Annotated in this window: 18 protein-coding genes and 2 pseudogenes; 14 read left to right on the top strand and 6 right to left on the bottom strand. The window is 61.5% G+C overall.

The features are described 5' to 3' along the window. Positions 1-12 precede the first annotated feature (12 nt). Positions 13-357, top strand: a complete 345-nt coding sequence (locus GR328_RS19100; RefSeq protein ID WP_160886622.1) for a hypothetical protein — start codon at positions 13-15, stop codon at positions 355-357. 178 nt (positions 358-535) lie between these two features. Here the strand turns inward: GR328_RS19100 and GR328_RS19090 are convergent. Next, positions 536-1,456: pseudogene (locus tag GR328_RS19090) on the bottom strand (LysR family transcriptional regulator ArgP). 155 nt (positions 1,457-1,611) lie between these two features. On the opposite strand from GR328_RS19090, the pseudogene GR328_RS19085 reads away from it, so the two are divergent. From GR328_RS19085 to GR328_RS19070, 4 genes and pseudogenes are all read left to right on the top strand, one after another. After that, positions 1,612-2,261, top strand: a pseudogene (locus GR328_RS19085) (LysE family translocator). A gap of 37 nt (positions 2,262-2,298) precedes the next feature. Further along, positions 2,299-2,931, top strand: coding sequence for a LysE family transporter (locus GR328_RS19080; protein ID WP_160886616.1), 633 nt, complete (start codon positions 2,299-2,301; stop codon positions 2,929-2,931). Between the two features lie 17 nt (positions 2,932-2,948). Then, positions 2,949-3,857, top strand: a complete 909-nt coding sequence (locus GR328_RS19075) for a dihydrodipicolinate synthase family protein (protein WP_160886660.1) — start codon at positions 2,949-2,951, stop codon at positions 3,855-3,857. 184 nt (positions 3,858-4,041) lie between these two features. Further along, positions 4,042-5,016, top strand: coding sequence for a quinone oxidoreductase family protein (locus tag GR328_RS19070; protein WP_160886614.1), 975 nt, complete (start codon positions 4,042-4,044; stop codon positions 5,014-5,016). A gap of 132 nt (positions 5,017-5,148) precedes the next feature. On the opposite strand, the gene GR328_RS19065 is transcribed toward GR328_RS19070, so the two are convergent. The 5 genes from GR328_RS19065 to GR328_RS19045 all read right to left on the bottom strand — a co-directional run bounded on the left by GR328_RS19065 (position 5,149) and on the right by GR328_RS19045 (position 10,441). After that, positions 5,149-5,979, bottom strand: coding sequence for a DUF2182 domain-containing protein (locus tag GR328_RS19065; protein WP_160886612.1), 831 nt, complete (start codon positions 5,977-5,979; stop codon positions 5,149-5,151). Next, positions 5,976-6,620, bottom strand: a complete 645-nt coding sequence (locus GR328_RS19060) for a DUF1326 domain-containing protein (protein WP_160886610.1) — start codon at positions 6,618-6,620, stop codon at positions 5,976-5,978. The genes GR328_RS19065 and GR328_RS19060 overlap by 4 nt, the downstream gene beginning before the upstream one ends. Before the next feature lie 441 nt (positions 6,621-7,061). Next, positions 7,062-8,399 (bottom strand): ArgE/DapE family deacylase, encoded by a 1,338-nt coding sequence (locus GR328_RS19055; RefSeq protein ID WP_343039428.1) that lies wholly within the window; start codon positions 8,397-8,399, stop codon positions 7,062-7,064. Positions 8,400-8,914: 515 nt separating this feature from the next. Then, positions 8,915-9,232 (bottom strand): tyrosine-type recombinase/integrase, encoded by a 318-nt coding sequence (locus tag GR328_RS19050; protein ID WP_160886606.1) that lies wholly within the window; start codon positions 9,230-9,232, stop codon positions 8,915-8,917. Positions 9,233-9,391: 159 nt separating this feature from the next. Then, positions 9,392-10,441: an ABC transporter substrate-binding protein gene (locus GR328_RS19045; protein ID WP_160886604.1), complete on the bottom strand. Its 1,050-nt coding sequence runs from the start codon at positions 10,439-10,441 to the stop codon at positions 9,392-9,394. A gap of 107 nt (positions 10,442-10,548) precedes the next feature. Between GR328_RS19045 and GR328_RS19040 the strand changes: the two genes are divergently transcribed. From GR328_RS19040 to GR328_RS19000, 9 genes are all read left to right on the top strand, one after another. Further along, on the top strand, positions 10,549-11,514 hold the full coding sequence (locus GR328_RS19040) for a LysR substrate-binding domain-containing protein (protein ID WP_160886602.1): 966 nt from the start codon (positions 10,549-10,551) through the stop codon (positions 11,512-11,514). A 135-nt stretch (positions 11,515-11,649) separates the two neighbouring features. After that, a complete protein-coding gene (locus GR328_RS19035) occupies positions 11,650-12,993 on the top strand; it encodes an acyclic terpene utilization AtuA family protein (protein WP_160886600.1) in 1,344 nt (447 codons plus the stop codon). Position 12,994: 1 nt separating this feature from the next. Then, positions 12,995-13,318, top strand: coding sequence for a DUF4387 domain-containing protein (locus GR328_RS19030; RefSeq protein ID WP_160886598.1), 324 nt, complete (start codon positions 12,995-12,997; stop codon positions 13,316-13,318). A gap of 32 nt (positions 13,319-13,350) precedes the next feature. Then, the gene (locus GR328_RS19025; RefSeq protein WP_160886596.1) at positions 13,351-14,424 is read left to right on the top strand and encodes an ABC transporter ATP-binding protein; all 1,074 of its coding nucleotides are present in this window, start codon (positions 13,351-13,353) and stop codon (positions 14,422-14,424) included. A gap of 91 nt (positions 14,425-14,515) precedes the next feature. Beyond that, on the top strand, positions 14,516-15,370 hold the full coding sequence (locus tag GR328_RS19020; RefSeq protein WP_160886594.1) for an ABC transporter permease: 855 nt from the start codon (positions 14,516-14,518) through the stop codon (positions 15,368-15,370). Then, positions 15,367-16,176, top strand: coding sequence for an ABC transporter permease (locus GR328_RS19015; RefSeq protein WP_160886592.1), 810 nt, complete (start codon positions 15,367-15,369; stop codon positions 16,174-16,176). Before GR328_RS19020 ends, GR328_RS19015 begins: the two co-directional genes overlap by 4 nt. A 62-nt stretch (positions 16,177-16,238) precedes the next feature. Further along, positions 16,239-17,459: a CaiB/BaiF CoA transferase family protein gene (locus GR328_RS19010; RefSeq protein WP_160886591.1), complete on the top strand. Its 1,221-nt coding sequence runs from the start codon at positions 16,239-16,241 to the stop codon at positions 17,457-17,459. Positions 17,460-17,466: 7 nt separating this feature from the next. Next, positions 17,467-18,618: a thiolase family protein gene (locus tag GR328_RS19005; protein ID WP_160886589.1), complete on the top strand. Its 1,152-nt coding sequence runs from the start codon at positions 17,467-17,469 to the stop codon at positions 18,616-18,618. Beyond that, the gene (locus tag GR328_RS19000; protein WP_160886587.1) at positions 18,615-19,028 is read left to right on the top strand and encodes a Zn-ribbon domain-containing OB-fold protein; all 414 of its coding nucleotides are present in this window, start codon (positions 18,615-18,617) and stop codon (positions 19,026-19,028) included. The genes GR328_RS19005 and GR328_RS19000 overlap by 4 nt, the downstream gene beginning before the upstream one ends. Positions 19,029-19,037 lie beyond the last annotated feature (9 nt).

Here is a 19,037-nt window from a genome sequence, read left to right as displayed (position 1 = left end):
GAGGTGCCCCCCATGACCCATGAGCGTGAACAGCTGATCCAGGAAGCGATCGAGCGGGCCATCGGGGCACTTGCAGAAGAACACACGACGGTGGGCGCCGGCGGTTTGTTTGAGCTTGCCTACCCGTTTGTGGCAGCGGACGTACCCGACGCCTCCTTGGAGGAGGTCAGGGCTGGGTTCGCCTCGGTGTGGGGCATCGAGCCAGCGGGTCGAGATCTGTACGAGCAGGTCCTTGCCGTCTGCGACAGGCATTCGCCTGGTGATGACGAAACCATCGAGCAACTACTCCAACGCGCTTCAAGAAGTGGCGACGTGGAAGCGACCTGCCTCCTCGCCTTAGTGAAGAGCACTCGTTGACCGCTTATCCTAGGCCAGTTGGGCTGTTGATGTTTGAACCCTGCGATCTGTGAGTGGCAGCCAAATGTCCGCTGACAGGGGAAGCACCAGACATTCCGAGAAGGTGGCGAAGTTCACTGCCTGACCCGTTTCAGACATTCAAAGCTGGTATCGTGGTGAGGCGCAAACGCTGTCCAAGTCACGGAGCCCTGGATCGCCGCTCGAATGACGTCTGCACCAGCATCGTCCTGGCCTCATGCACGACAGCACGAGCCACATTACCGAGCACAGGGCTCACAATGCGGCTCTGCTGCCAGAACAGCGGAACATCCAGGGGCCGGTCCGGCCTGAGCGCGACCAGCCTGCCGGCGCGAAGGTGGTCGATCACGAGCGGCTCCGGGTTCATGCCCCAGCCGATCCCGGCCAGGGCCGCATCCACAAAGGCCTGGGAGGAGGGCAGCCAGTGCAGCGGGGGATGAACATCGGCTCCCAGCACCTGCCGTAGTCACTCCGCCTGGAGCCGATCCTTCTGGTTGAAGATCAGACATGGAGCCCGTACCGCCGCGGCCTCGTTGAATCCGTCCGTAAACCACCGGGCACAATACTCCGGGCTTGTAGTCGCAACATAGCGTTGGGCGCCCAGGGAATGGCAGTCACATCCTTGGATTGGCGTGCTGTGCCCCGTCACGGCCGCCACCACCTCGCCGCGCCGCAACCAGTCCGCGCTGTGTTCCTCATCGTCCAGCACCAGATCGAACAGGTATCCTTCGGTCCTCGCCATGGCTTTGATGAACCAGGTCGCGAGACTGTCGGCATTCACGGCAATCCGCAGGGTCGCGGGCTGGCTTTTGGCCTGAAGGCTTGGCAAGCTTTCCTGCAAGGAGTTCTCCAGCAGCGCAACCTGCTCGACATGTTGGCACAGGCGCTGGCAAACGTCGGTTGCCGTGCAGGGCTGACCCCGGACCACAAGTACGACCCCGAGGCGTTCCTCGAGCAGCTTCACCCTCTGCGAGATGGCAGAGGGCGTGACGTTGAGCTGTTGCGCAGCCCGCTCGAAGCTGCCGGCTCGGACGACGGCTGCGGCGAGGAACAGGGCCGAGAGTTGGGCGTAGTCGAGCATGGATTAGAGGCTCTAATGCGGGCTGAGGAAGTTTAACTGTCCTAATCATGGCATGCCGCCTAAGGAAGGGCGATCCCAACAGCGTTCGCCATGATCAGCCTTCATCTCGTGGGCTTCGTGTCGGTGCTGAGCCTCAGACATGCTGGAAAGTGCCGATGCCGGACATCACCCAACTCGCCCTGTTCCTCGCCGCAGCCTTCGTGCTCGCCATCACGCCTGGACCCGGCATCTTCTACGTTGCTGTCCGTACCCTCGCAGGCGGTCGGGCGGAAGGCATCGCCTCCAGCTTCGGTACTGGATTGGGCGGCATGGTTCATGTCCTCGCAGGCAGCCTGGGTGTCTCTGCCATCGTGCTGGCGAGTGCGGAGCTGTTCACGGTCCTGAAGCTCGCGGGCGCCGCCTACTTGGTCTGATCGGCTGGCGGACCTTCCAGGCCGCACGCCGAGACGGGTTGGCGGCCTTGGCGGGCGGGACGGTGGCACCGCCCGTCGGTGCGCGCCGGGCTTTCCGGGAAGGGGTGCTGGTGGAGGCCTTGAACCCCAAGACAGCCGCCTTCTTCCTGGCCTTCGTGCCCCAGTTCGTGGATCCGGCCGCTGGCAACGTGGCCCTGCAATTCGCCGTCCTCGGCTTTGTCTCCGTTGCCCTCAACACTCTCGCCGATGTCGTCGTTGCCTTCGCGGCGGGCGGCATCCGGGCAGGGGCCACGGCCCGTCCCACTTTGATCCGCCGCCTGCGGGAGGGCTCGGGAGCTGCCATGGTCGCACTCGGCATCGGCCTGGCCCTCGCCGGACGCCCGTCGACCTGATACCTATGATCGTGCCGGACCTGGAGATGGGGAACCAGTGAATACCGAACTTCAACACCTCCTACTTGTCTACGCCACGTATGTCATCGCGGCGGGCAGCCCTGGCCCCAGCAACATGCGCATCATGGGCGTGGCAATGCAGCAAGGCCGCCAGGCGGCACTCACGCTGGCCGCGGGGGTCGTCACCGGTTCCATCTTCTGGGGCATGATGGCGGCAACGGGGATCTCCGTTCTCCTCACCCGCTATGCCGAGGTGCTGACCGCCCTCAAGATCTTCGGCGGCCTCTACCTCTTGTTTCTCGCCTTCAGGGCCGGACGAGCCGCCTTGATCCCGGAAGAGCAAGCCACGGCAGGAGCATTTACGCCCGCTTCATCCAGGACGGCGCTGTACAGGCAGGGGCTGTTGATGCACCTCGGCAACCCGAAGTCCGTTCTGGCCTGGATCGCCTTAGTAACGCTTGGTCTTGGCTCCGATGCATCCTGGCAGGGCGTTGCCGTGATCCTTGGTGGATGCGCAGTGCTGAGCGTGACGATCTTTTGCGGCTATGCCGTCCTGTTCTCGACCACGCCGATGGTGCGCCTGTATCGCCGCGCCCGCCGCTGGATCGAGGGCGCCCTCTCTATTGTCTTCGGTTTTGCAGGACTGCGCCTGCTTCTGGCCCGCACATGATGACCACACAGGAGACCCTGAGACTGTTCAGCGGCCTTTCGGCCTTTCCCCTGACGCCGACCGATGCCGCAGGGCATCTGCAAGCTGACGTGCTGGGCCGTTTCCTCGAGCGCATCCAGGCGGCAGGGGCGGATTCCATCGGCCTGCTCGGCAGCACCGGCGGCTATGCCTACCTGAGCCGGGAGGCACGCCAGCGCGCCGTGCGGGTGGCGGTGGAGTGCGGCGGTGGCAAGATCCCAATCATCGTCGGAGTGGGCGCGCTCCGGACCGACGAGGCCGAGACGCTCGCCCGGGACGCCAAGGCGGCAGGGGCTGATGGCCTGCTGCTCGCTCCGATGTCCTACACACCCCTGACCGACGAGGAGGTGTTCCAGCACTTCTCGGCCGTGGCCGAAGCGGGCGGGCTGCCCCTGTGCATCTACAACAACCCGAGCACCACGAAATTCACCTTTGGCGATGATTTGATTGCCCGTCTGGCGAAGCTCCCGAACGTGGCGGCAGTGAAGATGCCGCTGCCTGCGAACGGCGACTTCAGCGGCGAGATGAAGCGGCTGCGGGCGATCACCCCTGACGGGTTTGCCATTGGCTACAGTGGTGACTGGGGTGCCGCCGATGCCCTGCTGGCCGGCTGTGACGCCTGGTACAGCGTGGTCGCGGGCCTGCTACCCGCTTCCGCTTTGGCACTCACACGCGCGGCGCAAGCGGGCGACGGTTCGAAAGCCGCACGCATCAACGATGCCTTTCAGCCGCTGTGGGATCTGTTCAGGGTGTTCGGCAGCTTTCGCGTGATGTACGTGATGGCAGACCTTCTCGGTCTTGCCAGGATCGAGCCGCCGCGCCCGATCCTGCCGTTGCCTCAGGAAGCCCGCAGTCGCGTGGAAGAGGCTTTGCAAACCTTGAAGGGTACAGGCAGCTTCATTCCATAAAAGGCTTCCGTTTGTGAGCGCAGAAGGTCGCCTTCTGGGACGTCTGAGACCTTAACCCGAAGGCAGCAATCCCCATCGAACCGGACGTTCCGAAAACGCATGGAATCTCGGTTCCTGACCCCTTGCAGACCTTCGCCCTTCTCCTAAGCTGGAGCCGCAAATCGGCACCTAAGGGAACGACATCATGACCCACGCAATGCGCTTCCATGAGACCGGAGGACCTGAGGTTCTCGTCTGGGAGGAAGTTGACGTCGGCCAGCCCGGGCCAGGTGAAGCTCGTGTCCGGCACACGGCTATCGGTCTCAATTACGTCGATACCTATTTGCGCTCTGGCGCCTATCCAGCCTCCCTGCCGAGCGGCCTCGGCACGGAGGCCGCTGGTGTGGTCGAGGCGGTTGGTCCGGGCGTGACGGACGTGAAGGTCGGCGACAGAGTTGCCTATTCGGGCGGCCCCCAAGGCGCTTATTCCGAAGAGCGGGTCATGCCGGCGGATCGCCTGGTCGTGCTGCCGGACGGTATCTCCGATCAGCAGGCGACCGCGATGATGCTGAAAGGCATGACGGCCCAGTACCTCATCCGGCAGACCTACAAGGTCAAGGAAGGCGACACCATCCTGTTCCATGCGGCGGCTGGTGGCGTCGGCCTCATTGCCTGCCAGTGGGCCAAGTCGCTGGGAGCCACGATCATCGGCACCGTCGGGAGTGACAAGAAGGCGGAACTCGCCAAGGCTCATGGCTGCGACCATACCATTGTCTACACGCGCGAGGACTTCGTCGAGCGGGTGAGGGAGATCACCGACGGCAGCATGGTTCCGGTCGTGTACGACTCGGTTGGAAAGGATACCTTTGCCGCCTCCTTGGATTGTCTCGCCCCGCGAGGGCTCATGGTGCTCTTCGGGCAGTCCTCCGGGGCTGTCGAACCGCTCAATCTGGGCATCCTGGCACAGAAGGGCTCGCTGTATGTGACACGCCCTACCTTGGGAACCTATGCTGCAAAGCGGGCCGATCTTCTGGCCATGGCCCAGGATTTGTTCGATGTCGTGCTCTCTGGCACGGTTAAGATCGAGGTCAACCAAACCTATCCGTTACGGGAAGCGGCCAAGGCCCATCAGGATCTGCAAGCTCGCAAGACCACTGGATCAACAATCCTGACCGTGTAGCAGTTCGGCCCACCGCCTAGATCAACCCAGCCGTTAAGGTCCGGTCGTGACACATCGGAGGCTTTGCGCATAGGTGAGTTTGCGGCTCCAAAGCGGAAGTTCCTCCAGGGAAGGTCCTGAAGAGCCTTTCCGTCACAATGCAAGGGCGAGGAGCCAAGCGCCGGCCCCTATGAAGGCTGCCCCAGTGATCCGCGCTATCCACCATCCCGCTGGGGTGATCTTCTCGACGAGGACAAGGATCGCGATGCCGGTGATCCACAGCACATTCATCACCCCACCCACGAAAAGCAGCGCCATCAGCGCCCAGCAGCACCCAATGCAGTAAAGACCATGCCCCGTTCCAAGCCTGAGCGCCGCCCACGGCTCATTGCGGAACCCGCCATGCCGCTGAATGAAGAGGAGCGGGGACTGGCATTGCGACAGGCAGGCGTCCTTGAGCGGCGTCCACTGGTAGACGCCCGCAGCCATCAGGATCGCGCCACCAAGCGCGGTGCTCGCGCTGACCATCATCGGGGTCAGCAGGAGAGCGTGCTCAAGCAACCACTGCACCAGCGTGGCAACGAGAGCGAAGATAGTCCAGGCGAGGAGATAGCCTCCTGCAAACCAGGCCGTGGCGGCAAAAGGCTTATGACGAGCCTGAGCCTGACGCGCCACGCTGGCATAAATCAGGACCATCGGAGCCGCAGACGGCAGCATCATGCCGACCATCATGACGGCCCACATGACGAACATGAACCCGAACTCGGTGGCGCCCCAGGCGCGCAGGCTGGGTCCGGCCATTTCAGCCATATCCATTCCCGCCATCCCCATCCCGGACATGTCGGTCTTCGCCGCATGATCGGCCTCCATGGCAGCGGCAAGCCACAGGATATAAGCCCAAGCGAGCGCTGCGAGGGCACCGAGCGCGGCCAAGACCACCGCACGGTCCCGCCGCAGTACGAGTTCGAGAGCCGCATCCGTCATGGGGTTGGCCGCACCACTCCAGACCCTGTCATGTGAAGATGAGCGAAGTGGGCGTGGGAGTCTTCCAGATTGAGTTCGATGGCGCCTGTTGCCGTTCCCCAGCCTCGGCCAATCTCGGCCACGGTGTACTCGAAGCCATTGGGAAGATTGATCCGCGCCTGGTGCGGCTGCCCCGTGACTGGATTGAGAATCGGCTCACCCCTTGCGTCGATCACGCCCGGCACCCGGAGGCGCGCCGTGCGGCCATCGACGTCGATCTCGAGGTCGATCCGGGCAAAGATCGGATCGTTCACCTTCTCGTAGGTTGAGGCAAAAACCTGGAAGAAGGTGGCTCCGGGCTCGGTATCTTCGCCGCTCATGATGCGCAGGAGTGCCTCGCGCTGCTCTGGTGTCGCCCGTCCGTCGACAATGGGCGTCGCGTGGCCTCGCCCCTCGTGAATCGCACCCGGCCAGGCAAGGACACAGGCTACCTTGAGGCCATCGAGCTTTGTGTTGCCGTGGTAGCCTTCCGCGATTTCGATTCCGGCAACGGCGTGGCAATGGCCGTGGGATGGCCGGGCATTGAACTGGCAGGGGCAGCCATAGTCGCAATTACAATGGATGAACTCGCGCCCTTTGATCGTCCATGTGACGTCAGGCATTGTCACCTCCCTAGGCTCTGGCGCAGATCGCTTTCGGCGGAACAGGGATAGCGATGAGCAGGATACTCCCAAGGCCGATCAGGCACCAGCCTTCTACCTCCTCGGGACAGTAGTCTGCGGATCACCTCGCAGGGTGAGGCCGTCTAGAACTGCCATGGAATGATCCTGTGTATCGCTCGTTTGGCGACAAAAGGGACCTTGAGCGGAAATGCCAATGACCCGTGGAGAGTTTCCTGCGAGCAGCATGGTGAGACCGGAATGTCTCTGATTGGCAAGCCTGAGACCTAGGCTCGAAGGCAGCAATCCTCGCGTAACCGGACTTTCCTACGCGTTCACGAATTTCGTTGCCTGACCCTGAGCGGACCTTGAGTCGGTGAACCGGTCCGGGATGCGTCTCCGAAATGCCGTGCTTCGATCCCGGTTCGAGGCCTCGGGCCGAAATCAGGTTCCAAGACCTGCGGCAGAGATTTGAAGAGCATCCCTCACAGTGCGAACGCCGCACCACGACGCTGCGAACAGGGCGATCGCTTTCGTCACGCGTCGCAACGAGGGAAGGGACACCCGCTCATCGATGGCATGGATGTTCTCCGCGATGGGACCATAGACCAGCGATGGTATCCCCGCGTGGACCGAATACACGGCGGCATCCAGGTAGCACGCCATGACATAGGCCTGCAACGGCGGAGCATCGGGTGAATTGGCGGTTGCGTGAGCCTTGGAAAGAACGGCCTCGGCTTCAGACCCAGGAGCAAGCGTATAGCCAGCATGCACGACACCGACCCACTCCACGATGGGTGTCGGGCAGCGTTGCAGCAAGGGGTCACCGGCTGCCGCCGTGGCGACAAAGGCCTCGAATTCCTTCACGCGCTCCTGCGGGTCATCACCGGGATAGAAGCCGATACGCCCTTCGAACCGGCAGCATGACGGAACCGATGCGATCCACTCACCGCCGTTGATCGTCCCAATCGTCAGGGCTGCGGGATTGTCCACGTCGTCGAAGAACGGCTTTGTCGTTCGTTCCTCGTTCCAGCGAGTCTCGAGCTGACGCAAGCGGTCGATGAGCCGCACCGCCGCGTCGAGCGCGCTCACGCCCCCACTGACCTCACGCGGGTGGGCCGGAGTGCCATGAACCGTGATCGCGAACTTGATCACGCCGGAATTGGCTCGAACAAGCTTCTCGTCGGTCGGCTCCGGGATCAGCACCGCGTCGGCCACCTTGTTGCTGACCAACGCCATCGCGGCCCCGTTTCCGGTAATCTCCTCCTCCACGACCGAATGGATCTGGACAGGGGCCGTCAGTTCGAGCCCCGCGGCCCTAATCGCATCGAGCGCAAAGATCGCCGCGGACAGGCCTGCCTTCATGTCTCCGGAACCGCGGCCATACAGCCACTCGCCGTCTCGTGTCGGCTGGAAGGGCGGATACTGCCAACGCTTCGGGTCGCCCGCGGGAACGATATCGACATGAGCGTTCAGGATGAGGGATCGTCCTTGGACGGCCGCTGGGCTGTGGATCCCGATCACATTCCAGGAATCCTCGTAGCTGACCGTTGCAGGGGAAAAAGCAGGATGCTGGCCAATCAGCGCGGTATCGATCATCTGACGATCAACGTCATACCCCCGTTCCAGAAGTGCTGCTTCGACGAGGGCCTGGACTTCGGCTTCCTGTCCCCGCAGCGAGACGCAACGGACCAGGTCCGAGAGAAAGCGAACCTGCGCGTCGAAGGCCGTGTCGACGGCAGCAAGGATGCGCTCCCGATCGGCCTCGGAAAGGGGGCTCACCGGTGAGAAATCGTTGTTTAGGACTGGGGTGGTCAATGCGAGAGCCTTTGTATGGGAACCCGGGGTATGAGCAACTGGGGCATCCAGTGACTCCATCGGATAGCGGCGTCAATTGTCGTATCGTGCCGAAAGCTGGCCCGGCTTTCCTCACGATGCGCTTAGAGAGGAAAGGCGGATCTCGAACGGGCATCCGACTCGGCTCCGATCCAGCGGCCGTTGTATATGCCATGTCACGCAGCAGACGGGTATCCTGAAGGCGGCATAGGGCTGGATGGGTCCCTGCCTTATGGGGGCGGCAACGGCAGTGGCTTGCGGTGACCATGGTCAGGACGGTCAACACATCGACACGCCTAACGTCTCCGCAAGCGCAAACAGTACGGATTGCTCTGCGCTATTCGGGAAGGTCTGAATCTGGCACGCGCCGGTCATTTGCCTTGGGGCTGCTTGAGCCTCAGATCCGGACCTCGCTCCGTCGCGGGGCTCAAGGCGGCTCGTCGGCGAGCCGCCTCTGACCTTTAGATCTCAACCTGCTCCGCAATCAGAAGGGCAACGTCGACGTCAATCCCAAGATACCGAGCAGTGCTCTCGATCTTGGTGCGGCCGAGCAGAAGCTGGACCGCCCGGAGATTGCCGGCTCTCCGATAGATCATAGAAGCTTTGGTATGCCGGAGTGAATATGTGCCGTAGGCGAGGGGATCGAGGCCAATCGCGCCAAGCCAGGATCCCAGCAGGCGAGCGTGCTGGCGCGTCGTCATGGGCCTTTGCCGATTGATTCTGCTTGAAAACAGCGGTTCGCCTTTGTGCAGATCCTTGTTCTCCAGCCAGCGCCCCATGGTCCCGCGGGTTGCCTCAAGCGAACGGCAGCGGCCATTCTGTAGTTGTCATTTCTTCAGTAAGCGAGGAGACAGGCCGGACAATAATCCGGCCTGCCATTCTGGATGAGGAAAATGGGGGCCGATGGCACGCCATCTCTTCTCCAAGTTCAGGAGTCGTTACTTCAATGCGACATTCCGGTTGAACGCCTCGATAATCGCTGCGCGGTTCGCATTGATCTTGTTCCAATCGGGCAGTGCCAGACTCTTGATCGAACCCTCAGGACCCCACGGCATGCGTTGCTTGGCATTGTCGCTCAGTTCTACATCCGAGGTCGCCGGACCGACATAGATCCTCTCCGCCATGCACTTTGCAGGGTCCTTGCCGATCGCGTAGTTGACAAACTTCTCGGCCGCATCCCGCTTCTTGCTGTTCGCTACGAGATGAAGACGTATGTCACCGCCGATAGCGCCTTCCTTAGGGACCACGAACTCAATCGGAAGTTTCTGATCCCTCATGGCATATGCTGAGTTGGCGTAGTGGGCTCCTACGATCACCTCTCCACTCTGGAACAGGTTCGTTCCCGCGCCCGCGCTGTCGAAATAGGCTGTAACCTTCAACTGCTTCAATTTGTCGAAGGCGGGGGTCACGTTTTCGACGCTGCCGCCTAGCAAGCCGGCCAAATGGACGATGAACGGCACGCCCATGGCGTTCGCAGGACTCGGGAAGGTGACCGCACCGGCAAACTCAGACTTCCAAAGATCGAGCCAGGAGGTGGGTGCCTCCTTGATGTCCCTGGTGCTGTAGGCCAGACCTACCGAGTAGAAACCGGTGCTGACCGCGAAGACCGCTCCCGACTCGTCTTTGTAAACCCCCTCCGGGATGAGGCCGGTGACCGCAGGGACCTTGGCGGAATCGATCGGCTCCAGGAGCTTGTCAGCCGCGGCGATCTCGGATACGCCGCCATCGAGCCAGACCACATCCAACGTGGGGCTGTCCTTCTGCTGGCGGAGCTTGCTTAAGGTCACGCCGGAAACGCCCGGTTCGGGGACGACCCGGATCCCCCTGTCGCGGGTGAACGGATCGATGATGCAGGCCTGCATGGCCGCACCCCATTCGCCGCCATAGGTCGCGACCGTAATAGATTCCTGCGCGGCGGCGGGCAGTGCGCTGCCGACGCCGGTCAGCAGGACCGTGGCAGCGAATACGCTACGTGTGCTTGTGATCATCTCTTGATCCTCCTTCTTGTTGGCATGCGCCCTCTGGACGCGCTATGAGGAAATGTCTTTTGGTACAGGGCAAATCGAAATTCAAACCGCTGAGATAACCTGAAGTTATGAATATCCGGCAACTCGAAGCCTTCAAGGCGATCATGGAGTTGGGAAGCTTCACGCGAGCGGCGGAAAAGCTGCATCTTTCCCAGCCAGCAGTCAGCAAGCTGATCTACCTGCTGGAACGTAGTTGCGGCTTTACCCTCTTCCACCGGCAGAAGAACGGCGTCATCCCCACCGCCGAGGGCCAGATGCTCTACTCCGAGGTGGAGCGTGTATTCCTCGGGGTCGATTCCGTTGCAGCGCGGGCCCGAGCCATACGACAGTTCGACTATGGTGAGATCAATCTTGTCACCTTTCCGTCTCTCGGCACCCGGGTCCTTCCCCCGATTCTAGCCGAATTCATCGAGACCAAGCCGTCACTCCGGGTCACGATAGCAAGTCGCAATTCCTGGCTTCTCGTGGATCGGGTTGCCTCCCAGGGTGTCGATCTGGGCTTCGGGATGACCGTCTCGGATCGTCCCGGAGTGCAGTTCGAGAAACTCTGTTCAATGGAGGCTGTTTGCGTGCTCCCGCCCGGCCATCGACTGGCGGAACGGGCGACTGTCGATGCACGTGACTTGGAGGGCGAGCGATTTGTATCCCTCGTCGAGGAGGACCGTGCCCAGGTCAAGATCGACCAAGCGTTTGCAGATCGTGACGTCGAGCGGAACATTATCCTGAAGGCACAACTGACCGAGGCCTGTTGCTCCTTTGTCTCGGCCGGGGTGGGTGTTGCCATTGTGGATCCGCTCAGCACAGTTGGTTTCGGGCCTGATGAACTTGTCGTGAAGCCTTTCTTGCCTACTGTCGTTCAGGACATCTGGATTATCACCCCGTCCTTCCGGGAAACGTCCCTCGGAGCAAAGGCACTCATTGCCCACGTCAAGAAGCGGCTGACGGAGAAGCTGACCGAGATGGCTTTGTCCATTCGCGCGCCAGAAAACGATAGTGGGCGTTTGGGCTCAGCCATATCCCCTGGTTATGGCTGAGCCCAAACAAGCAATTTGACGGATTACCTTCGTCAGATCTCAATGCAGACGAAATCTCCCGCACCAAGCAAATGCAAAAGCAAAGTATTTGACGGGAGCCATTCAGTTGATCGGCAGTCTGCCTTGAGGTGAATTATGGGTGCCATTACGGTTCTCACCCCAACGGGAACGTTGGGGTATGGCTTTGGTGACGATGCGCTGTCACGCGGGATGTCGCTCGGGCCAGCGGTGATCGCGGTTGATGCCGGATCGACGGATCCCGGACCGCACTATCTTGGCTCCGGCAAGCCTCTGGTGTCAGATGTAAGCATCAAGCGCGAGCTGACGGCGCTTATTCAGGCAGGTCGTGAGGCCAAAATTCCTGTCATCGTTGGCAGCGCCGGCGGCGCTGGATCGGGTGTCCAAGTCGACCGAACGGTCGCGATCGTCCGCAGCATCGCGAGAGATCTCGGCCTGAACTTCAAGCTGGCCTGGATCTATTCCGACATCCCCATTGAGCGAGCGAAGAAGGCGGTCAACACGGGTGAGGTCAAGGATTTCGAGGCCGGTATGCCGCTAACTGAGCAGATGCTCGACGAGACGGTCAGTCTCGTTGCCCAGATGGGACACGAGCCGATCTGTGCAGCCCTTGATGGCGGCGCGGACGTGATCATCGCCGGACGAGCCTGCGATGACTCGGTCATCGCCTCATATCCGATCTGGCGCGGCAGTGATCCCGCGTTGGCTATCCACATGGGGAAGATTCTCGAGTGCGGGGCTTTCTCAGCGGAGCCGTTTGCGATGGACGTGATGCTCGGCACGATCTACGACGACCATTTCGTGCTCGAGCCGGGCAGCCTGAAGAGGCGGGCATCGGTGAAATCGGTCGCAGCGCATTCCCTCTACGAGCGTGAGAATCCTTTCACGCAGGGTGGTCCCGGCCACGAAATCTCTCTCAAGGACTGCTCCTTCGAACAGCTCGGCGACCGTCAGGTCCGCGTGCGCGGCGCAAGGCTGACCGAGACGGAGGACTACTACGTAAAGCTCGAAGGCGCACGTCTTGCTGGGTATCGTTCGATCTGCATTGCCGGGATTCGCTGTCCAACGACCGTGGGTGCGCTCGACAGCATCCTGGAAGACGTGAAGGCCAAGGCGCATGCCTACTTCGCTCCGGAAGGACTGACGATTACCTTCCATGTCTATGGACGCGACGGCGTGATGAAGGAGCTGGAGCGGGAATCCACTCCGGCCCGTGAGGTCGGGCTCGTGATCGACGTCGTTGCAAAGGACCAAGCATTGGCCCACGCGGCATGCCACCAGATCAGTGGCGCAATGCTGCACTATCATTATCCCAGCGTGAAGAACACCTCCGGCAACCTTGCCTTTCCGTACTCACCATCGGATTTGGATATCGGCCCCGTCTACGAATTCAGCGCCTATCACCTGATGAAGGTCAAATCGCCGACTGAGCTATTCCCCGTGCATTTCGAGGATCTCTGACATGAATTCCCGCCCTCTGAAGGATCTCGCCGATATCGTGCGCAGCAAGAACGCTGGCCCATACCGCATTACGTTCGATGTTCTGTTCCGGGACAAGGATCGGTATGAGGCCGTTCGCTCCACTGGAGCGATCAACCCGCAGAGTGTTGCCGCCGCATATGGGATTGATGTCTCCCAGATCTCGTCCTTCTTCGAGATCGAGATGGCCAACGCAATGAAGATAACTATCATCCGCCCGCGAGCCCAGGGGTCGGCGGGTGACGGAGACATGTATGGCTGCCAGCATCATGTGCCGTTGATGAACCTCCAGATCCCGGTCTCGTAGATCCTTGAGGGCCAATGCAGAGGAAAGAGCGGATGTCGGACGCCTTCATCAGGGTGGAGCACCTCACCAAGCGCTACGGTGATTTGGTCGTGCTGAACAATGTCTCGATCGAGATCGCTAAGGGCGAGTTTGTTGCGTTGCTCGGCCCGAGCGGATGCGGGAAGACAACCCTTCTGCGTTCCATCGCCGGGTTCATCGATATCGAGGAGGGGGACGTTTCCATCGACGGGCGTTCGATGAAGAAGCTCCCGCCGAACCGACGCCCCGTGAACACGGTCTTCCAGAACTATGCATTGTTCCCCCATCTGACGGTTGCCCAGAACGTCGCCTTCGGCCCGCGCCGGGCCGGCGTCGACCGCAAAGCAGTCGCGGAAATCGTAGACGAGGCCCTCGCGACGGTTGGCATGGCTGGCTATGCCGATCGCTTCCCATCTCAACTGTCGGGAGGGCAACAGCAGCGTGTCGCACTAGCACGGGCAATCGCCAACAAGCCCAAGGTCCTTCTACTAGACGAGCCGCTCGGCGCCCTCGATCTGAAGCTGCGTAAACAGATGCAGATCGAACTGAAGGCGCTCCAGCAGAAGCTTGGCATGACATTCATATTCGTAACCCACGACCAGGAAGAGGCCTTGGTCATGGCGGACCGGATTGCCGTCATGAATTCCGGGCGCATCGCCCAGATCGGTCGCGGTCGGGAGATCTATCACGCGCCGACCGAGCGGTACGTGGCCGATTTCATCGGCGATGCCAACCTGATCACCTGTAAGGTCTCGAGCGCGCGGACGCTTGTCAGCGAAATGGGCGGGCTGGAGTTCGATGTATCCCACTCGGCTCCCGTTGGGGCCGATGTCACTTACCTGCTGAGGCCGGAGGCCATTGGGGTGGCCCACGGCCCAACTCCAGCCGCGGAGGGGTTGGCCACCGCCCGCGCCAAGGTTCGGGATGTTGTCTTCGTGGGCAATGCGACCCGAATCTATGCCGAGGCCGAAGGCGGTCAGGTCTTCGTTGCCCAGCAGCCGGCGCTCGTCGGAGACCCCGAGTACAGCCGGGGAGAGACGGTTACCCTGTCTTGGCGCCGTGACAGTGGCCAGGTTCTGACCCGATGAGAGCCACGACCGTGATGGGCATGCAGCCGAAGGCAAGGATCTCCTCCAGGCTCCCAATCGTACGGAGCCCACGACTGGCAGAGGAGCGGCTATGAGGATCAAGAACTTCTGGGCGGCCATCCTGCTCGGCGTGCCTGTCGCCTTCATGGCGGCCTTCTTCATCGTGCCGTTTCTGGTCGTCGTCGTCGCCAGCTTCCAGGACAAGGAGGGAGCCTGGAGCCTCTCGAACTACGGCCGCATCTTCGCCGATACCTATTATCCGAGCGTACTCTACACGACCTTCAAGCTCTCGCTGCTGTCGACCGCCGCGTCATTCCTTATCGGCTATCCGATCGCCTACTATATCGTGAATGTCGTGCGCAGCCGGATGGGTCGCCGGATCTGCTACATTCTTGTGATCATGCCGCTCTTCACGAGCAACATCGTGCGCTCGTTCGGCTGGATCATCCTGTTGGGCCGACAGGGCCTCGTGAACTCCACCCTGGTGACGCTTGGCCTCACAGACCGCCCAATTCCACTTCTCTTCACCGAGTTGAGCATCGTCATCGGCCTGACCTACATTCTCGTTCCATTCATGGTCCTGACTGTGGCGAGCGTTCTGCAAACCATTGACAAGTCACTGGTTGAGGCGGCCCTCGACCTTGGGACCAGCCGGCTCGGGACTTTCCTGAGGGTGACTTTCCCGCTCAGCCTGCCCGGTGTGGTCGCAGGATCGCTCATCGTGTTCACCCTCGCGGTCAGTGCGTATGTGGTGCCGAGCATCATGAGCGGCGGCCGGACGGTGGTCATGGCGATGTCGATTTTTGAGCAGTACGGCGCCCTTTTCGACTTCAATTTCGGCGCCGCCCTTGCAGTCGGACTTCTGGTGGTCACGCTCATTCTGATCGCACTTTACCTATTCTTCATTGAACGGCAGTCCGCAACCAGAAAGGCAGTTAAGTCATGACAACCTTTCCGGAACGCATCGGTCGCTTTCTCCTCACCGCAGTTGTCTGGGCAGGTTTCGTATTCCTTACGCTGCCGCTCATCATCATCGTGGCGGTCTCGTTCACTGAGACCGAGTATCTGAGCTTCCCGCCCGTCGGGTTTACCCTGCGCTGGTACGAACAGTTCCTCGCGGACACTTCCTATCTGGAGTCCATCGGCCTGAGCGCTTCCATCGCCGTTGCCTCGACCGCCATCGCAACCCTCATCGGTGTGCCGACCGCTTTGGTCATCGCGCGGAGCACCCTGCCCGGACGGAAGCTGGTGAGTACCATCTTCCTCTCTCCCCTGATCCTGCCGACCATCGTCGTCGGGGCGGCCCTCCTGCAATACGCTAGCGCTCTTGGCTTCGCACGGAGCTATCTCGCATTGCTCGCCGGGCACGTGGTGATCATCGTCCCATACATCCTGAGGACCGTTCTCGCGTCCTTGGAGCGGTTCGACCAGTCGCTGGAGGAGGCGGGTCAGGATCTCGGCGCCAATGGCGTCACGACCTTCTTCCTTGTGACACTCCCGATCATCAAGCCTGGAATCGTCGCTGGCGCGCTCTTCGCCCTGATCATCTCCTGGATCAATGTAGAGCTCAGCATCTTCAACTCGACCGCGAGCCTCATGCCGCTCCCTGTCAAGCTGTTCAACTACGTCCAGTATGCCGTCGATCCGATGATGGCCGCCATTTCGGCCGCAACCATCTACGTCGCGATCGTGGCTGTGGTCGTCCTCGACATCTTCGTCGGCATCGACCGGGTAGCGGCCACCCAGAAATAGCCGAAGTTCTCTCCGTCCGGGTGCGGGATGATAGTGCCCGCACCGCATCCAGCAGGCCAATCATGACAGCGAATACAATCCCGGAACCTGCTCCTGAAGGAGCGCTCGCCGATCTGAAGGTGCTCGAGCTTGGCTCGATGCTGGCGGGTCCTTTCGTCGGCTCAATGCTGGCCGACTTTGGCGCGCGCGTCGTTAAGGTCGAGAAGCCCGGCAAACCCGATGCCCTCCGCGAGTGGCCTCCTCACAAGGACGGCGTCGCTCTCTGGTGGAAGACGATGGCACGCAACAAGCATGTCATCACGCTCGACATTTCGCGGTCCGAGGCTCGTGACCTTGCCTTGAAGCTGATCGGCGAGAGCGACATCGTCATTGAGAATTTCCGCCCCGGGACGCTTGAGCGTTGGGGACTGTCACCGGACGAGCTGCGCGAGCGTTTCCCTCGCATCGTGTGGGTGCGGGTGAGCGGCTGGGGACAGACCGGGCCCAACAAGGGGCAAGGGGGCTACGCGACGATCGCCGAAGCCTTCTCCGGCCTCGCCTCATTTACGGGCCATCCGGACAAGGGGCCGATGGTGTCGGCATTCCCGATGGGCGACTACATGGCTGGCGTCTTCGGCGCGTTCGGCGCTCTTGCCGCCATTCACCGCCGCGAGCGTACGGGTGTCGGACAGATCGTTGACGTTGCGCTCTACGAGCCGCTCCTGAGGATCATCGAGTCGGTCGTCGTGCGATATGACCAGACAGGCCAGAAGAAACCATTGCTCGGAAATCAGATGGAGGAAGACGTTCCGCGGAACGTCTATCCGACTGCCGATGGCGGGAGCATTGCAATAAGTTGCGGATCGCAACGCATCTACGAAGGTCTCGTGGACGCCATGGGACGGCCCGACCTCAAAACCGATCCGCGCTTCGGAACCATGGCGGACCGGGTCGCCAACCGCGATGCGATTGACTCGGAGGTTGCCGCGTGGCTGGCCACGCAGAAGACGGACGAGGCGTTGGGGAAGCTTCTGAAGCACAAGGTCGTTGCCGGACGCATTAACGACATCGCGGACGTCCTGGAGGATGCACATATCGCGGCGCGGGAGGCCATCCGCACCGTCGTCGACGAGCACCTCGGCCCGATCCGCATGCCATCCCCCGTGCCGAAGCTTAGCGACACGCCTGGAGCCATTCGCTGGACCGGCCGCGACCCCGGTGCGGCGAACGAAGAGGTGTTCGGGAATTGGCTTGGCCTGTCCCGGAACGAGATCGATGCGCTGCGGCGCGCCAGTATTATCTGAGGCTAACATGAAGACCAGCAGTATCGGAATTACAGGATACGGCCAGACGGCCTACGAGAAGCGGACGACCCGGACGTTGTTCTCGTTCCTGTCAGAGGCCGGGAAGAACGCGCTCGACTCCGCCGGGCTTACCTTCAAGGACGTTGATGGCCTCGCTATCTGTTCCTTTGAGTTGCACCCCGACAACGCGGTGACGGCAGCCGAGCAGCTCGGACTGTCCGTGTCCTGGGCCTACCTCGGGACAGCGGGCAGCGCCGGTCCGGTGGCGAGCGTGATCAACGCCGTGCACGCCATCGAGACGGGCCAGGCCACAACCGTGTTGTGCATCGCAGGCGACAACTATGACGTCGGGGGCCACTTCAAGCTCATGGACAACTTCAACCGTGGTCTCCGGAACTATGGCACGCCCTTGGGGTTCGGTGGCGCGAATGGGCTGTTCGGGATCATCCAGCGCAAGCACATGGAAACCTACGGCACCCGTCGAGAGGACCTTGGGCGCATCTCGGTCGACCAGCGGCGAAGCGCACAGCGCAACGACCATGCACTCCTGCGTGGGCCATTGACGATCGAGGATTACCTGAATGCCCGCATCATCGCAGATCCGATCCGTCTCTTTGACTGCGTGCTTCCCTGTGCCGGGGCGGAGGCGGTCGTGGTGACGACCTTGGATCGCGCACAGCCGGGCAAGGGCGTGCGGATCCTGTCGGGCTTCGAGAGGCACAATCATCCTCCAATGGAGATCGCTCCGCTGCGGGGTGGGTGGGAGACGTTCGCCGACAAGCTCTTTGCGAAGGCCGGGTACGGGCCGGAAGACATGGATTTCGTCCAGGCCTATGACGATTACCCGATTATGGTCGCCATTCAGCTCGAGGATCTCGGGTTCTGCAAGAAGGGCGAGGTGAGCGAGTTCCTGGCCCGGAACACCTTCGCCTGGGACGGAACGCTGCCGCTCAACACAGGTGGCGGACAGCTCTCGTGCGGTCAGGCCGGCATCGCCGGTGGGCTCCTGAGCGTAACCGAGGCCGTGCGCCAGTTACGTGGCGAAGGCGGAGACAGGCAGGTCGCAAATGCGCGGCGGGGCGTCGTCGCAGGCTATGGAATGGTGGGTTACGGCCATGGTCTTTCTGCAAGCAGCATCATCCTTGAGGCAGTGCAATGAGTGAAATCCTAGACTATCCGCGCCCCCACGAGGACGAGGACAACCGTCCCTTCCTTGAGGCATGGCGTGAGGGCAGGCTGATGCTCCAGCAGAGCCGGTCTGGTGGCCCTCCGTTCTTCTATCCTCGCCCCATTTGTCCCTATACTGGCTCGACCGACCTCGTCTGGAAGGAGGCATCGGGACGCGGCCGTATCGTATCCTTCTCGATCGTCATGCGCCCGAACCATCCCTCGTTCAACGACGAGGTGCCCATCATCCTGGCTGAGATTGCGCTCGAGGAAGGGGCTAGCCTGCTGGCCCGCGTCATCACGAGTGACGCAAGCGCCGTAACGAGCGGCACCGCCGTCGAACTCATGCCGAGGCCCGAAGCTGCGCGATACCCGCTGCCGACATTCCGGCTGGCAGCCTAAGAATCCTTC

It is taken from the genome of Microvirga makkahensis, assembly GCF_009830105.1.
GTDB lineage: Bacteria > Pseudomonadota > Alphaproteobacteria > Rhizobiales > Beijerinckiaceae > Microvirga > Microvirga makkahensis.
Note: the sequence above shows the minus strand (reverse complement) of the source record. Positions and strands in the feature narration are given on the sequence as shown.

Excerpts from the sequence above, each read along its gene's own strand:
- GR328_RS19060 (WP_160886610.1), bottom strand. The coding sequence starts at position 6,620 with ATGCCTGACGTCACATGGACGATCAAAGGGCGCGAGTTCATCCATTGT.
- GR328_RS19065 (WP_160886612.1), bottom strand. The coding sequence starts at position 5,979 with ATGACGGATGCGGCTCTCGAACTCGTACTGCGGCGGGACCGTGCGGTG.
- GR328_RS19005 (WP_160886589.1), top strand. The coding sequence starts at position 17,467 with ATGAAGACCAGCAGTATCGGAATTACAGGATACGGCCAGACGGCCTAC.
- GR328_RS19010 (WP_160886591.1), top strand. The coding sequence starts at position 16,239 with ATGACAGCGAATACAATCCCGGAACCTGCTCCTGAAGGAGCGCTCGCC.
- GR328_RS19000 (WP_160886587.1), top strand. The coding sequence starts at position 18,615 with ATGAGTGAAATCCTAGACTATCCGCGCCCCCACGAGGACGAGGACAAC.
- GR328_RS19015 (WP_160886592.1), top strand. The coding sequence starts at position 15,367 with ATGACAACCTTTCCGGAACGCATCGGTCGCTTTCTCCTCACCGCAGTT.
- GR328_RS19100 (WP_160886622.1), top strand. The coding sequence starts at position 13 with ATGACCCATGAGCGTGAACAGCTGATCCAGGAAGCGATCGAGCGGGCC.
- GR328_RS19045 (WP_160886604.1), bottom strand. The coding sequence starts at position 10,441 with ATGATCACAAGCACACGTAGCGTATTCGCTGCCACGGTCCTGCTGACC.
- GR328_RS19070 (WP_160886614.1), top strand. The coding sequence starts at position 4,042 with ATGACCCACGCAATGCGCTTCCATGAGACCGGAGGACCTGAGGTTCTC.
- GR328_RS19020 (WP_160886594.1), top strand. The coding sequence starts at position 14,516 with ATGAGGATCAAGAACTTCTGGGCGGCCATCCTGCTCGGCGTGCCTGTC.
- GR328_RS19035 (WP_160886600.1), top strand. The coding sequence starts at position 11,650 with ATGGGTGCCATTACGGTTCTCACCCCAACGGGAACGTTGGGGTATGGC.
- GR328_RS19025 (WP_160886596.1), top strand. The coding sequence starts at position 13,351 with ATGTCGGACGCCTTCATCAGGGTGGAGCACCTCACCAAGCGCTACGGT.
- GR328_RS19040 (WP_160886602.1), top strand. The coding sequence starts at position 10,549 with ATGAATATCCGGCAACTCGAAGCCTTCAAGGCGATCATGGAGTTGGGA.
- GR328_RS19030 (WP_160886598.1), top strand. The coding sequence starts at position 12,995 with ATGAATTCCCGCCCTCTGAAGGATCTCGCCGATATCGTGCGCAGCAAG.
- GR328_RS19050 (WP_160886606.1), bottom strand. The coding sequence starts at position 9,232 with ATGGGGCGCTGGCTGGAGAACAAGGATCTGCACAAAGGCGAACCGCTG.